The sequence below is a fragment of the Candidatus Methylacidiphilales bacterium genome, assembly GCA_028713655.1.
In the GTDB taxonomy this organism is placed as follows: domain Bacteria; phylum Verrucomicrobiota; class Verrucomicrobiia; order Methylacidiphilales; family JAAUTS01; genus JAQTNW01.
In genome coordinates this window covers 23,529-37,626 of sequence record JAQTNW010000035.1, presented here as the reverse complement: position 1 = coordinate 37,626, position 14,098 = coordinate 23,529, and the positions used below count along the sequence as shown (strand labels likewise).

15 protein-coding genes are annotated in these 14,098 nt (G+C 53.6%); 8 read left to right on the top strand and 7 right to left on the bottom strand.

The genetic code is table 11. From position 1 onward, the window contains the following. The first annotated feature begins 187 nt into the window (after positions 1 to 187). Both PHD76_11320 and PHD76_11315 read left to right on the top strand, forming a co-directional pair. Positions 188 to 430: a DUF6364 family protein gene (locus tag PHD76_11320; GenBank protein MDD5262424.1), complete on the top strand. Its 243-nt coding sequence runs from the start codon at positions 188 to 190 to the stop codon at positions 428 to 430. A gap of 19 nt (positions 431 to 449) precedes the next feature. Beyond that, positions 450 to 848 (top strand): PIN domain-containing protein, encoded by a 399-nt coding sequence (locus tag PHD76_11315; GenBank protein ID MDD5262423.1) that lies wholly within the window; start codon positions 450 to 452, stop codon positions 846 to 848. Positions 849 to 868: 20 nt separating this feature from the next. On the opposite strand, the gene PHD76_11310 is transcribed toward PHD76_11315, so the two are convergent. Next, a complete protein-coding gene (locus tag PHD76_11310; protein MDD5262422.1) occupies positions 869 to 1,768 on the bottom strand; it encodes an FHA domain-containing protein in 900 nt (299 codons plus the stop codon). Positions 1,769 to 1,795: 27 nt separating this feature from the next. Further along, the gene (locus PHD76_11305) at positions 1,796 to 2,089 is read right to left on the bottom strand and encodes a hypothetical protein (GenBank protein ID MDD5262421.1); all 294 of its coding nucleotides are present in this window, start codon (positions 2,087 to 2,089) and stop codon (positions 1,796 to 1,798) included. On the opposite strand from PHD76_11305, the gene PHD76_11300 reads away from it, so the two are divergent. Beyond that, on the top strand, positions 2,088 to 2,891 hold the full coding sequence (locus PHD76_11300; GenBank protein ID MDD5262420.1) for an SAM-dependent chlorinase/fluorinase: 804 nt from the start codon (positions 2,088 to 2,090) through the stop codon (positions 2,889 to 2,891). The genes PHD76_11305 and PHD76_11300 overlap by 2 nt on opposite strands. An 80-nt stretch (positions 2,892 to 2,971) precedes the next feature. After that, complete coding sequence (typA, locus tag PHD76_11295) at positions 2,972 to 4,798, top strand: translational GTPase TypA (GenBank protein ID MDD5262419.1); 1,827 nt, start codon at positions 2,972 to 2,974, stop codon at positions 4,796 to 4,798. A 265-nt stretch (positions 4,799 to 5,063) separates the two neighbouring features. Here the strand turns inward: typA and PHD76_11290 are convergent, their stop codons facing one another. The 4 genes from PHD76_11290 to gmd all read right to left on the bottom strand — a co-directional run bounded on the left by PHD76_11290 (position 5,064) and on the right by gmd (position 9,523). Further along, positions 5,064 to 6,143, bottom strand: a complete 1,080-nt coding sequence (locus PHD76_11290) for a glycosyltransferase family 4 protein (GenBank protein ID MDD5262418.1) — start codon at positions 6,141 to 6,143, stop codon at positions 5,064 to 5,066. 392 nt (positions 6,144 to 6,535) lie between these two features. Next, on the bottom strand, positions 6,536 to 7,438 hold the full coding sequence (gene rfbA / locus PHD76_11285; GenBank protein MDD5262417.1) for a glucose-1-phosphate thymidylyltransferase RfbA: 903 nt from the start codon (positions 7,436 to 7,438) through the stop codon (positions 6,536 to 6,538). A gap of 3 nt (positions 7,439 to 7,441) precedes the next feature. Then, a complete protein-coding gene (gene rfbB / locus PHD76_11280; protein MDD5262416.1) occupies positions 7,442 to 8,512 on the bottom strand; it encodes a dTDP-glucose 4,6-dehydratase in 1,071 nt (356 codons plus the stop codon). 3 nt (positions 8,513 to 8,515) lie between these two features. Next, a complete protein-coding gene (gmd, locus tag PHD76_11275; protein MDD5262415.1) occupies positions 8,516 to 9,523 on the bottom strand; it encodes a GDP-mannose 4,6-dehydratase in 1,008 nt (335 codons plus the stop codon). A 441-nt stretch (positions 9,524 to 9,964) separates the two neighbouring features. Between gmd and PHD76_11270 the strand changes: the two genes are divergently transcribed. Next, complete coding sequence (locus PHD76_11270; protein ID MDD5262414.1) at positions 9,965 to 10,408, top strand: hypothetical protein; 444 nt, start codon at positions 9,965 to 9,967, stop codon at positions 10,406 to 10,408. A gap of 226 nt (positions 10,409 to 10,634) precedes the next feature. Here the strand turns inward: PHD76_11270 and PHD76_11265 are convergent, their stop codons facing one another. Then, positions 10,635 to 11,612 carry a complex I NDUFA9 subunit family protein gene (locus tag PHD76_11265; protein ID MDD5262413.1) on the bottom strand — a complete coding sequence of 326 codons (978 nt, stop codon included), beginning with the start codon at positions 11,610 to 11,612 and terminating at the stop codon, positions 10,635 to 10,637. Positions 11,613 to 11,722: 110 nt separating this feature from the next. Here PHD76_11265 and PHD76_11260 point away from each other — a divergent pair, with 110 nt between their 5' ends. From PHD76_11260 to PHD76_11250, 3 genes are all read left to right on the top strand, one after another. Further along, positions 11,723 to 12,106 (top strand): hypothetical protein, encoded by a 384-nt coding sequence (locus PHD76_11260; GenBank protein ID MDD5262412.1) that lies wholly within the window; start codon positions 11,723 to 11,725, stop codon positions 12,104 to 12,106. Between the two features lie 60 nt (positions 12,107 to 12,166). Continuing rightward, a complete protein-coding gene (locus PHD76_11255) occupies positions 12,167 to 13,273 on the top strand; it encodes a glycosyltransferase (protein ID MDD5262411.1) in 1,107 nt (368 codons plus the stop codon). 332 nt (positions 13,274 to 13,605) lie between these two features. Beyond that, positions 13,606 to 14,082 (top strand): hypothetical protein, encoded by a 477-nt coding sequence (locus tag PHD76_11250; GenBank protein MDD5262410.1) that lies wholly within the window; start codon positions 13,606 to 13,608, stop codon positions 14,080 to 14,082. Positions 14,083 to 14,098 lie beyond the last annotated feature (16 nt).

The window sequence follows — 14,098 nt, the reverse complement described above, 5'->3', positions numbered from 1 at the left end:
CCCCTTTTCCCGGCGTTTGACTATCTTGGCCCGTAAATCAGCACTGTAGGATTTCATCCCAATCTTGTACGGAATCCCTCAAGCATTGTACAGCCTTTTAGCGGCTGATTAATATGAATACGCTCTAGCGTGACGTCCGCAGAGTCTATTCGCTTGACGCATATGCATACGCATATAGAGTAAGTATATGAAAATCCGCGTGACACTGACTTTGGATCCGGAGGTTTCGCACCGGGCCAAACAAACTGCCCGCAGGCATGGCACCAGTGTGTCCGGCCTTGTGGAACAATTGCTGCGCCAAAGTGCCGGGGAAGTCATGAGTCGGAGAGTCGGCCAGCCTTTTTCCAAAAGGTGGGGCGGGAAGCTTGAGCCGACTACATCGAAAGACCCCCGATCCGTGAAATTGCGCGCCAAATACGGAATGGTTTGAACCATGCCCGGCATCCGACATGCGTATTCTCATTGATTGCGACATTCTTCTTGATGTTGCCTTGCGTCGCGAACCTCACTTCGAAGCTTCGGCTGCATTGTTGGATTGGGCCGAGAGGCATCCCGGTCGTGCTGCTGCAGCCTGGCATTCCCTTTCCAATCTCCATTATCTTTGCGATCCAGGCGCCCGGTTGTTTATCAAGGACTTGGTTTCCTTTGTTGAAATCCCCCCTGTGGGAACCCACCACATGCGCCAGGCGCTTGATTTGCCCATGAATGATCTGGAAGGCGCCATGCAGGTTGTTATTGCTTTGGAATTCAGGGCGCAAGCCATCGCCACCCGGAACCCTAAAGACTATCGACACTCGCCGCTTCGAGCGGCGTCACCCTCGGAATTGCTCCGCTTGCTGAAGGAATAAATACCCGTTCGTCGCGGGCATTATTTCTTTCCGAACATCTTGCTGAAGAGGCTGGTGTTTCCAGTCTTTCGCTTTTCATCCTCGACCAGGTTTTTCCAGGTGATGGGGCCTGCTATTTTCGAGGTGCGCTTCCGCAGCAGCTTGGGATCGAGCTTTTGGGTGTTGAAATCGGGGAGGGGCGGAAGGTTCCGTTGCTGGGGAACCGCCGCGGGTTGGGAAGAAACCTGCTGAGAGCCGGCCTCTTCCTCGATTTTTCTGCGCATTCTCAGGTGCAATGCTAGTGAAATGGCCCCGATTTGAAAGTCGTCGCCGACCTGGAGCAGGTGTTCGCTGATAAGCTCCCCGTTGATGAATGTCCCATTGGTGGAGCCAAGGTCGATGATCCGCACGCAATGCTTATCAAGTACAATGCGGCAATGATGGCCGGTGACCGAGCCTTCGGGAAGGATGACATCGCAGTCATCAAGCCGTCCAATCAGGGTATTTTCCTTTTCCAGGACAAACTCAAACCCCTTGAAGGTGGTGTTCAACACCTCGAAGGAAACCGCGTAATGGCTCAGATCCATCAGCCGGACGCCGCCGTTCTTGTCATTCTCGGCAAAGAGCCCGATCAGCGCGGCCTGGTCGGTTTGGCCGGAATCTTCGAGCTGGGCAAATTGGAACAATAATTCGTCAATCGAGAGGTGGAACTGGACCTTGGGCGCGACCTGGCGGGGTTCCCAGCGGATGGTGGTGTCAGGCCAGGTCATGCATGAAAATAACGCCAACATGCCGTTTTGGGGATTTGCCTCGGCATACACCACATCCCCGTCCAAAAGATAAATGTAACCCGCTTTGGATGAGCTTTGTACGACCAAGCGGCCCGTGTCGCGGGACTGGCCGTGAAATTGCAAATATTCCGGTAACTGCGTTGTCGTCATGAATCCTAAACTCTGCCTCAATTCCTTTTAAGAATAGGTAGGATATGCTACGGAAACGGTGAAGTCGAGCAAAGCGTAAAAATCATTTGTAACATTTTTCCGTGAATAACTTTCAAATTTTTTTTCCCGGTGTATAAATTCTAATGGAAGGCGGGCCGGGCCGTGTGGCCAGGGTTTGCCGGGTGCATGGGCCTGATTTTCAGACCTGCACACCATATTCCAACATATCTTTATGCCGAAACCAAAGAACGTCGGTTGGGTCAGGCGGGGAACTGGTGTCTTGGCGCTGCTCATTTTGACGGCCTGCGGAGATTCATCCATGAGTGGAAAACACCCTTTGATCGGACTTATGACCGATTACGGAACCCGGGACGCGTACGTCGCCCAAATGAAGGGGATGATTTATTCGATTTACCCGCAAGCCCGGATTGAGGATCTCAACCATGAGATATCTGTTTTTAATCTGCCCGAAGCGAGTTATCTGGTGGATCAAACGGCCCGGTATTTCGCGCCCGGAAGCATTTTTGTGGTCGTGGTGGATCCAGGAGTTGGGACGGAGCAAAAAGCCATCATTTTAAAGACTACGGAAGGGCGGATATTTATCGGCCCCGATAATGGCATCTTTACCAGTGTGATGGAGCGGGAGGGAATTGAGTCGGTCTATGAGCTGACGAAACCCGAATACTTCCGCCCCGGCATGGTGTCTGAAACCTTTCATGGCCGTGACATTTACGGCCCGGTGGCGGCCCATGTGGCGGCGGGAGAAACGTTGTCGAACTTTGGCCCGCCGCTGAAAACGGTTACACGCCTGAAACTGGACTCCGCCACACGGCTGGGTACGAAGATTACCGCGCATGTTGTGCATATCGACCATTATGGCAATGTAATCACAAACGTTCCGCGAAAGCTCTTTGAACAAGACCCGACCGGGAAATTGGTCAAAGTCAGCATGGATGGAAAGGTTTCGTCATTGCCGGTGGTCAAAACCTATGCCAACGGCCCTGAGGACCGGCTGTTTGCCATTTTCAACAGTGAAGATAATTTTGAGCTGAGCTTCAGGGAAAAGCCAGCCGCGGAAATTCTCAAAGTGCGCGCCGGCGCCCCCGTTTCGATCGTTTATTAAAGATGCCCGCGCCGCGCTTTCGGGGTTGCCGAAACTCCAGACCCTGCTAGACCGTATGTTCCCCTACCGGGAACAACGCTATGCAACACATCCGGAATATCGCCATTATCGCCCACATCGACCACGGTAAAACAACCTTGGTGGACCAATTACTGCGCCAATCCGGCACGTTCCGGAGCAATCAGGCCGTGGTTGAACGCGTGATGGATTCCATGGACCTTGAAAAAGAAAAAGGCATTACCATCCGGGCGAAAAACGCCAGCTTCAAATGGCACGAGTATCACATCAACATTGTCGATACCCCGGGCCACGCCGACTTCGGAGGCGAGGTTGAGCGCATCATGCGGATGATCGATTGCGTGATGCTTGTCGTGGACGCCTTTGACGGGCCGCAGGCGCAGACCAAATTTGTGTTGAGAAAAGCGTTGGAAGCCAAATTGCGCCCGATGGTGTTTATCAACAAGGTGGACCGTGAAAATTCCCGCCCCCATGCGGTCCTTGACATGATATTCGAGCTGTTTTTGGAACTCAACGCCACGGATGAACAGCTCGACTTCCCCGTTCTATATGGGTCCGCCAAGGAAGGCTTTGCCACGAAAGAGTGGAAAGGCTCGGTGACGGATGAAATGCGCGCCCAGGGAATGCAGGCGCTGTATGAAACCATCGTATCGCACGTGCCTCCGCCGGCGGCTGATCTGGACGCCCATTTCCAAATGCTTGTGGCGAACCTGGATTACAGCGATTACGTCGGGCGTATCGCCTATGGGAAAATCCTCGGCGGCAAAGTACGAGTTGGCGATCCGGTGGTTTGCCTGCATGGAAATGGCGACAAGGAAAAGGGCAAAGTCACCAAGATTTTTTCCTACAACGGACTCCAGCAGATCGAGGTCGAGGAAGCCACGGCCGGGACCATCATCGGGTTGTCCGGGCTGGAAAACGTTTTCATCGGCGAAACCGTCACGGACCGCGAAGACCGCGAACCGCTTCCTTTCATGGCCATCGATCCGCCCACGATCCAGATGCAGTTTGTGGTCAATGATTCCCCGCTGGCCGGCAAGGAAGGCAAATACCTGACCGCGCGCCATGTCATGGAACGGCTCGTCAAGGAAACGCGCACCAACGTCAGCCTGAGTTTCAAGGAAACCGATGTGGCGGGCTGCTTTATCGTCAGCGCCCGCGGCGAAATGCAAATCGCCGTCCTGGTGGAGCAGATGCGCCGCGAAGGATTTGAAGTCATGGTTTCGCGGCCGGAAGTGATCCTGCAAAAGGACATCAATGGCAACGTGCTGGAGCCTTACGAAATGCTTTATGTGGATGTGCCCTCGGAAAACCTGGGCGATGTCCTGCAAAACCTGGCGGAGCGCAAGGGCGAAACCGTCGATATGAAGCACCAGGCGAAGTCGGTTTTGCTGGAGGCCGTGATCCCGACGCGCGGATTGATCGGGTTTGAAACCGACCTGCTGAATTTGACAAAGGGCATGGGCATCATGAGCCATTTGTTCAAGGAATACGGGCCGTTCAAGGGCGATATCCGCAGCCGTGCCAACGGCGTGGCGATTGCCATGGAGGCGGGTGAAACCACCGCCTATGCGCTGAATCTGCTGCAGGAACGGTTGAAGTTGTTTGTGGGGCCGGGCGAACAGATTTACGAGGGGATGGTTTTCGGGGAAAATTCGCGGCCGGACGACATGCTGGCCAATCCCTGCAAAGCCAAGCATCTGACCAACATGCGCTCGCAGGGCGATGGCAAGGGAATCCAGCTCAGCACGCCGCTCAAAATGAGTTTGGAACGGGCACTGGAATACATCGGGCCTGACGAATATCTGGAGATCACGCCGCAGACCCTGAGGATGCGCAAGAAATTCCTGGGCTCAACGGCGCGACGCCGCGCCGGCAGCAAGGTTTGATTTTGGATTGCGTTGGTGCTGCATTTATCCCCCTGACAAGCGTAAGGGAAAGGGGTCTGTCAACTATTCTTGACAGAAACCAAGCGAATGGCAGGGTAAGCCGATGGCGCGACAACTGCGGATTGAATATGGTTGGGCTTTCTACCATGTCATGACCCGGGCAGACCGCCGGGAGGATATCTGGGAAACGTCTGTAATCAGGTGCGAAGGCTGATATTCAGGAAAATCTACACACACAAAATACACCAACAATGGATAAAGCTTGTCAGGAATAGTTGACAGACCCCTTTTGACACTTTTGACACAGTACCGCCAAAGTTTCTTTAACATTTCGCTCGAGGGTATATTCCTCTGCTGTTTTGCGGGCGGCGTGGCCGATCCGTTTGCGCAGTTCGGGGTCCAGTAAGGCCAGTGCGTAGGCCGCCATTGTATCGGTCTCGCGACTGTCGCGCACGACATAGCCGTTTTGTCCCGACACGATGACCTGCGAAGCCCCGTTGCAGGCCGTGGTGATCACGGGAAGTCCAGCCGCCATGGCTTCCAGGGTCACGTTGGCAAAGGGATCATAGAGCGTCGGGAATAAAAAAATATCCGCCGCCGCATACAAATCCGGCAGAGGACAGGGCGCGGGTTTGTCCACGATGTGCAATCGCAGTTTTCCGTTCAAACGTGCCTCCACCCGCCGCGCCGCAGCATGGCCCTTGCGTTCCGCGCCTGCGCCGACCAGCAGCGCCACAAATACAGCGTTTCCCCAGCCCAGGGCTCTGCGCCCGGCAGCGCGGTTCCCGGAAGAAAAATAAGAGACATCGACACCATTGGGCACCACCCGGATTTGATTTTCCGGAAAATCAAAAAATCGCAGGATTTCATCCCGCACCAGCTCCGAATTGGCAATGACGATCCGTGTGTTGGAGGGATGGAATGTGGCCATTTCCAGATGTTTCAGGACTTGGTTTTTTGGATTGAAAAAGTTCCGCAATCGTCCGAGCAACGGGCTTTCCACCAAACGATGTTGCAACCAACTGAGATGGACTCCGTCGCCTGCGCGGTAGATGTCCGAGCGAATGCCGCGTTCGAGGCTGAAGACGACGTCAAAAGAATGGCTTTCAAGATACTGATTGGCCAGTGTGGCGAAACGTGCGGGTTTGTAAAAATTGGGACTGACTACCGACAGGGCTGCAATTTCATCAAAAGGTTCGGAATTGCGGTTCCAGGATTCGCAGAGCAGAGTGGCATGGTAGTCGGCCGCTTTAATTTGATTCACAAGCCGGACGAGATAATTTTCCGCGCCGCCCGTAGGCGACCAGTTTCTGCGTATAAAGGCGATTTTCAGATGAGGTTCCATTTTAATGCATAGCAAAAGACATTTTGAACCACGGACTCCGACATTCGTCGCGAGCAGGTGGACACCGATAAACACTGATTGTTAAAAAGCAATGCAAATGGCACTTCAATTCTAATTTAAACTTTGTAAGTTTTTAAGCAAAAAATACAGATGTCTTCCTTTCGTGTATTTCGTGGTAAAAATTTCTTCCATCTTGCGCCTTTTGTTCGCACTCCGTCGGCCGCGGCGGACTTTGGCGGACGCTTTTTCGCAACCAACGCAAACCCCCTTTTCTTCCCCCTTGTCAGGGGGATAAATGCAGCATACCCCAACTCCAAAAAATGTCTTCTTCTGCGTCTTTGCGTCTTATGTTCGCACACGGGACAAATCCGTCCTCTGGCGGACCCTTCGCGTTAAATCCTGTTTTCGGCAACGAGCGATTTCAAATATTCGCTGTAACTATTGGACCCCATTTTTTGAATCGACCGATCCAATTCCGCCGGGGTGATCCATTTTTGAAAAAGTGCGATTTCCTCCAAGCATGCGATCTTGAGGCCCTGGCGATTTTGAATCACCTTGACCACGTTTCCGGCCTCGAGCAGGTCGTCGAAGGTTCCCATATCCAGCCATGCGCTGCCACGGCCAAAGAGCTCAAGATGAAGCTGGCCGTCCTTCAGGTAATCGCGGTTGAGATCGGTGATCTCCAACTCGCCGCGCGCAGAAGGCTTTAACTTTCTGGCCCGCGCAACGGCGCTGCCATCGTAGAAATACAAGCCGGGTACGGCATAGGAGGATTTGGGTTTCGACGGTTTTTCTTCCAGGGACAGGATCCGGCCATCCGCATCAAACTCAACCACGCCATAGTTGGCGGGATTGATCACACGATAACCAAAGATGGTGGCGCCCTGGGTTCGTTCAGAAACGCCCTGCAACAATTCGGTGAGATTTTGTCCGTAAATCAGATTGTCGCCCAAGACCAGGGCAGAAGGGTGGCCGTCCAGGAAGGATTCCCCGATCAGAAATGCCTCCGCCAAACCGGCCGGTTTTTGTTGCGGCGCGTATGAGATATTCAAGCCGAGACGGCTGCCGTCTTCCAGAAGACGTTCGTAGTTAGGGAGACTTTGAGGATCGGAGATGAGCAGGATATCGCGGATGCCGGCGAGCATCAGCAGGGAAAGCGGATAATACACCATGGGCTTGTCATAGACAGGCAGGAGCTGCTTGCTTGTGGGCCGTGTGATGGGGTAGAGCCTCGTGCCCGAGCCGCCTGCAAGGATGATCCCCTTTCTCTTTAATTGCGAGTTGGTCTTATTCATATGTCAGGTTTGTTGTCCCAATCCTAGCCGCTGGCGTTGGTAACGGTTTTGGGCGATGTTTTCACACCAGTCCCGGTGTTTGAGATACCACTCCACGGTGAGGCGCAGGCCGGTTTGAAGCTGTTCAAGGGGCTGCCAGCCCAGTTCCCGGCGAATTTTTGAAATGTTCATCGCGTAGCGCTTGTCGTGGCCCTGCCGGTCTGTGACGAATGTTTTCAACTGCTTGTAATCGAAAGCGTCCTCTCCCGGCGCCAATTGATTCAAAACCCCGCAGAGGGCGTCCACGATCTCGATATTGTTGCGTTCACACTCTCCACCGATAAGGTAGGTTTCCCCGGGCCGCCCCTGTTTCAAGATGAGCGTGAGCGCGCGGCAATGGTCCTCGACATAGAGCCAGTCGCGGATGTTGTCGCCCCGCCCGTATATCGGCAGCGGCTTGCGTTCCAGGGCATTAAGAATCATCAGCGGCATGAGTTTTTCCGGGAATTGATAGGGTCCGTAATTGTTTGAGCAATTGGAGACCAGCACCGGCAGACCGTAGGTGTGGTGAAAGCTCCGCGCAAGATGGTCCGAAGCCGCCTTGGACGCCGCATACGGGCTTGAGGGACAATACCGCGAGCTTTCGGTGAAAGGCGGGCCCGTTGGTTCCAACGATCCGTAAACCTCGTCCGTGGAGACATGAAGAAACCGAAAATTGCTTTTGGGGCCGGCTTTCACCTCATTCCAATAAGCCAGCGCGGCTTCCAGCAGGGAGAGGGTGCCCGCCACATTGGTTTGAACGAAGGCGGCTGGGGCATCAATGGAGCGGTCCACATGGGATTCGGCGGCAAAATGCACGATTGCATCCACCTGGTGGCGGCGCAGCAGGTACAGGACCAGTGCGCTGTCGCAGATATTGCCCTCGATCAACTCATGGCGTCCGGCAGGCAGATCCTTCAGGTTTTCAGGGTTCCCGGCATAGGTCAGGGCATCCAGGTTGAAGATATGAAGCCCGTTGTTTGCGGGGTCGTTCAGGCTGAGACGGATGAAATTGGATCCGATAAAACCGCAGCCTCCGGTGATCAAAAGGTTCATGGACTACATGCGGACTTTTTCTCCGCTCATTTCCTGGCGCAAGGCCTCGATGTCCGCATTTACCATGATTTTTACAAGTTCCTTGAAGGTGACTTTCGGCTGCCACTTTAGCGCTTTCCTGGCCTTGCTTGCGTCTCCGATGAGCAAATCGACCTCGGTGGGTCTCAAAAATCTGGGGTCCGTTTCAACATACTTTTTCCAATCCAGACCCGCGTGCTGGAAGGACTCCTCCAAAAATTCGCGAACGGAATGAGTTTCACCCGTGGCGATGACATAATCGTCCGGCTTGTCCTGCTGAAGCATGAGCCACATGGCCTCGACGTATTCGGGCGCATAACCCCAGTCGCGCTTGGCGTCCAGGTTGCCGAGGAACAGTTTTTTCTGGATGCCGGCCTTGATGCGGGCCACGGCGCGGGTGATCTTTCGTGTGACAAATGTTTCGCCACGACGCGGGGATTCATGGTTGAACAGAATTCCGTTACTGGCGTGAATACCGTAACTTTCGCGGTAATTGACCGTGACCCAATAGGCATAAACCTTCGCGGCTGCGTAGGGGCTTCTGGGATAAAACGGGGTGGTTTCCTTTTGCGGCACTTCCTGCACCAGCCCGAACATTTCACTGCTCGAGGCCTGGTAGAACCGCGCTTGAATTCCGGAATGCCGGATTGCTTCCAACAATCGCAGGGTGCCGATCCCCGTCACGTCGCCGGTGAACTCGGGAATATCAAAACTGACGCGGACATGGCTTTGGGCGCCGAGATGATAAATTTCATCGGGTTTGATGTCTTGTACAAGCCGAAGGATCGAAACCGAATCACTCAGGTCGCCGTGATGAAGAAACATCCTGGCGTGGCTGTCATGCGGGTCCTGGTAAATCCGTTCAAGCCGTTCGGTGTTGAAGGAGGAAGAGCGGCGGATGATGCCGTGAACTTGATAACCTTTTTCCAGGAGAAATTCCGCCAGATAAGAACCGTCCTGGCCTGTGATACCGGTAATAAGCGCGGTTGGCATAAGGTGCGAGTATGGCGGGAAAGGCTTGCGTCCGACAACCACAAAGATGGTATTTGGACCGGGGCGAAAGCGGCGGCTGATATTTACCGCTATTAACTTGTTAAAACGGTGGTGGAAGGAAGGGACATGGAGGGGCGCAGGCCGTATTTTTGTAAAAAACGCGTGGATTTAGTGGAAGGATGCTACGGCTGAATGATTGAATAGGACGTAACAGTGCTTTTGAGTGAAATTAATGACTTATAGGACTAAACAGGTCTAAATTTATCTAAAATTACGATATTCGTTCAACTATATCATTAAAGTTAATAAATGCCGACAGAGAGGGTTTGGTCTTTACTGTCTTAAGCGCTGTAAGCCCTGCTTATATTTTTTGGGTGCCTTGCTCAAATTCAAACCGAAGAGTAAGCTTCAGGTAGGAAAGAGAAATGAAAGTGTGTGGTTATGAACCTGTTTGTGTCACTTTGGCAATCGCTGGCCACAGGCCAGTGGACTTTGACCCTCAGCACACCCGCTGAATGGGTGGCCACAGTTCTTTCCTTGTTTGGTTTTTACTGGTGCCTTCTTAAAAAACCCAGCAGTTTCCTGATTTTCATGGTGGCCGACTTCATCTGGCTTGTCGTGGCCGGATACCGTGAACACTGGTCGCTCGTGGCCCAGCAGGCGGTCTATCTTGTCATGAACGTGGCCGGCTACAAACTTTGGATTGCCGATCAATTGGAGGAGCTGCGTATCCGCAATCGCATGCAAACGTTGGAAGATGAGATCATGATGCTGGCCGCGCGGATCGAAACGCTGCTGGACGACGAGGAACAAAATGCGTTAACCGCTCCAGGCCATGACGCAAAAAGCGCAAATCAAAAGGCCGAGATTCTATCCACAGATTGAAGATCGTTCTTGGTTTTATGTTCATGGTTCTTTGTGATTCTTGTGTTTTACCCCGGCAGTCCCTGTCGGGATCACCGAATGTGGCTAAACTTTTGTTTGGATTTTAAAAATCCGCGCTCGTCTGCGTAAATCTGCGGATGAGAATGTTCGCACACCGGACGAATCCGTAATCTGGCGGATTTGTCCTGGCGCGCTTTGCGGGTTAGCGCGAGAAAAACGCCCCGTTCTATTTCGAGTTCAAGTACCCGAGATTATCCTTAAAATTTGCCGGCACAAACGCCAGGTCTTCCCGCGCCTGGGCGGTGTCCGCATGGTGATCTTCCTCGATCATCAGGGCATGGCCGTAATTGAGCAACGGGATGGGGGAAACGATTTCAAACAGCCAGGCTGCAGCCTTGACCAGAGCCGAAGGCAGAGGCAGCAACAACGGCCGGTAACCGCGCAGCAAGAGGAGTGGCGCCAGGAAAAGGCTCGCGGGCAGGGCGGCGTCCACAAGCTTTGGATTTTGACCCGCAGTCCGCGCGATGGCGATCATCATGTCGGCGTACGTGATGGTTTCACCGCCCAGTTCGTATGTCTTGCCGACTGCGGTTTGATTGGACAAGGCGCGAATGAAGCAGCGGGCGACATCGCCGACCGGGACGGGCTGGAGCAGGGTTTCACCGTCATTCGGGCAAGGCAGCGCGAATAGCGTCAATAGATTGAAAGGGAATTGAAGCAGGAGGGAAATGAGGGTCGTGAAATGGTCCTTTGGACCGTAAATGATCGAGGGGCGGATGATGGTCCAGGCCAGGCCGCTGGAGCGGACGATTTCCTCCGCCTGCCATTTGGTTTGGTGGTAAGGCGCCGGGGCATGGGGCCGGGTGCCGATGGCGCTCATGTGGAGGTAGCGTTTAACGCCTGCGTTTTTAGCAGCTTCGATCACATTGCGTGTGCCCTCGACATGAATCTGTTGATACGTGGAGCCACAGCCTTCGGAGATGATGCCCACCAGATGAATGACGGCCTGAACGCCGCGCATGGCGGCTTCGAGGGATGGCTTGTCAAGAATATCCCCCGGGGCCAATTCACAAGAGGTGGATGAAAACAGTTCCCGGGCACGATCCGGGTTGCGGACCAGAAGCCGCACTGAATGTCCCGCCTCGGCCAATTGCCGGATCACTTCCCGCCCCACAAAACCTGTTCCACCTGTGACTAAAATCATAGCTTATCCTTTGTTCGGAAAACGGAGAACGTTAAACGAAGTTTGGCAAGCTGTCTAGAATCGCGTGAATTTAAGGTTTTCGACTCTGGATTTCAAAGTAGGATGTTTCCATGATTTCCAAGAGCTATGTCGGCCTTTTCGGAGGCCCCCTGACTGAGGCGGAGCTGAAGGAATTTGCGGCTTGGTGGCTGGAGACCTTTGACCGGCTGGAACAGGTCTATCCGGGGCCGCAGGCCGGGACCTCCACCTTTACCGTCCACTCCACCGATGATATTTTATGGGACGATCATTTGCAATTCCGGGTCGTGTCCGGGGACGATTTTGCCTGGGTCTATATCACCAAAGGGCGCCGCGTGGTGGAAACGAGCGGTCTGCCCTATGCCGATAATCTGCTCCCGCTCAATGTACTGGTCGAACTGCCCGGTCTTGAGGAAGTGATCGATCATCTAAACGAAAAGCGGCTGGAGCAACTGGAAGCGGAAGGATTGTTGTAGCCGCAGGCTGGCGATCTCTGGTTTAATCCGCGACGACGCTTTAACACAATCCACACATTCTTGAAAACCATTCTGATTTTAACCGCCGGTTTTGGAGAAGGGCACAACTCGGCCGCGCGGAATTTGGGTGAGGCTCTGGTCCATCTGGGGGGCGAAAAAGTCCGGGTTGAAGTGCTGGATTTGTTCGAGACCGCCTACCCGCATACGAATGGTTTCACGCGCCGCTTGTATATCAGCGCCATCAACAAGACCCCACGCCTCTGGCAATGGTTTTACAAGCTCCTGGACAGGCCGCGCCTGTTCGAGTCCACGCTGTTTACGTTTGCGCCGCTGGAAAAGGTGCTGGAAAAAACCCTGGCTGAAAAAAAGCCTGCGGCGGTTTGCTGTACCTATCCGGCCTATAATTTTTTGATCGAACGGCTGGCCAGGCGCGGCGTGCGCAGGGATTATTTGCATCTGACCGTGGTCACGGATTCGATTTCGATCAATTCGCTCTGGTACCGGGCCCCCAGCGAATACTTTGTCGTGCCCAATACGGAAACCTTTGCGCTGATGGAAAAGGCGGGCGTGCCCTCGGAAAAAATGAAGGTCTTTGGTTTTCCGGTGCAACTGGATTTTGCGCTCCCGGAACGGCGCTGCATTCCGTTGGACCCGGCGGCAGGGCGGCCGAAAGTGCTTTATATCATCAACTCCGGAAAGGCCAAAGCGCCCGAGCTGGTGCGGCGCCTGCTCGCGCATGAAGAGATCGATCTGAGCATCGCAGTGGGGCGGGACGAAAAATTAACCGCGGATATCCGTGAGATTTGCAGGGGGCAGGAACACAGGGTGGAGCTGATCGGCTGGACCAGCCGGATGCCACAACTCCTGATGAGCCATCATCTGGTCATCACCAAAGCGGGTGGTGCAACGACCCAGGAGGCGATTGCCGCCGAATGCCCGCCCATTTTCAACCAGGTTGTGCCGGGGCAGGAAGAGGGGAATTGGGAGCTGGTGCGTCGGGCCGATGGCGGTGCGCTGGCGGAGCAGCCTGCGGAGACAGCGGAATGGGTGAAGAAGGCGCTGGAAAACAACGGGGCGATCTGGCGCCAGTGGCGTGAGAATCTGCACCGGATCAACCGGCCGGAATCCGCACTGACGGCCGCGAGGTTTATCCTCGAAAAGATTTAACGCAAAGGGTCCGCCAGAGGACGGATTCGTCCCGTGTGCGAACATAAGACGCCAAGGCGCAGGAAAACCAAAATGCGCTTTTAGTTAGAACGAACACAGGTTTATGTGGGGTGCGGTGGCAAACCCCGCGACTGCGGGGCGCGACACCGCTTTGGATTTCCGTCAAAGGTATGGCTGCGGAAAGAAGCAGATCAAAGCAAACGGAGGACAACCTCCGTGGCGTCACATTTATATTTATTTGAGGCTGTTGCGCCGAACGATTCGACTTTGCTTCGGAGCCGCGGTTTGATATGCATAAGCAAGCTTAAGGCTAAGCTCACGTTAGGGGAATTATGAAAACTGCAGTTTTGTCCCTGTACATGCTCGGACTATTGGCTCTCAATGCCAGTGCTGAAAGCTTCAATGAACAAAATTCCGAGCTTTCGGATCTTGTTGGAAATGTGTTTCTGGCGTTATCAAAAGACAATGTGGTCGCAGGACAATATCTTGATGTCCCTACGATTTGGGCCAATGCAAAGTTGGGACGTGTCGAACATCCCAATGGAATGCTTCCAAGCATGGGAACCAGATTTGAGACTGAGTATATTCCAGGCGACTCTGGAATTGTACTTCGATTTTACGGCCCTGACCCCTTGCACGCGACTCAGAAAGATTGGAGCACATGGCACAACAAGGAAAAACGAAATTTCGAGATTGTTGTGAATCTCCCGGATAAAAAATTTATCGGAATGGCGGGGTCTTATGGGTCATCTTTCCCTACAAAAACGATTGACGATCTGATCTCATTATCCAAAGGAAAATCAAACTGAGACCTAAACTCCCAAC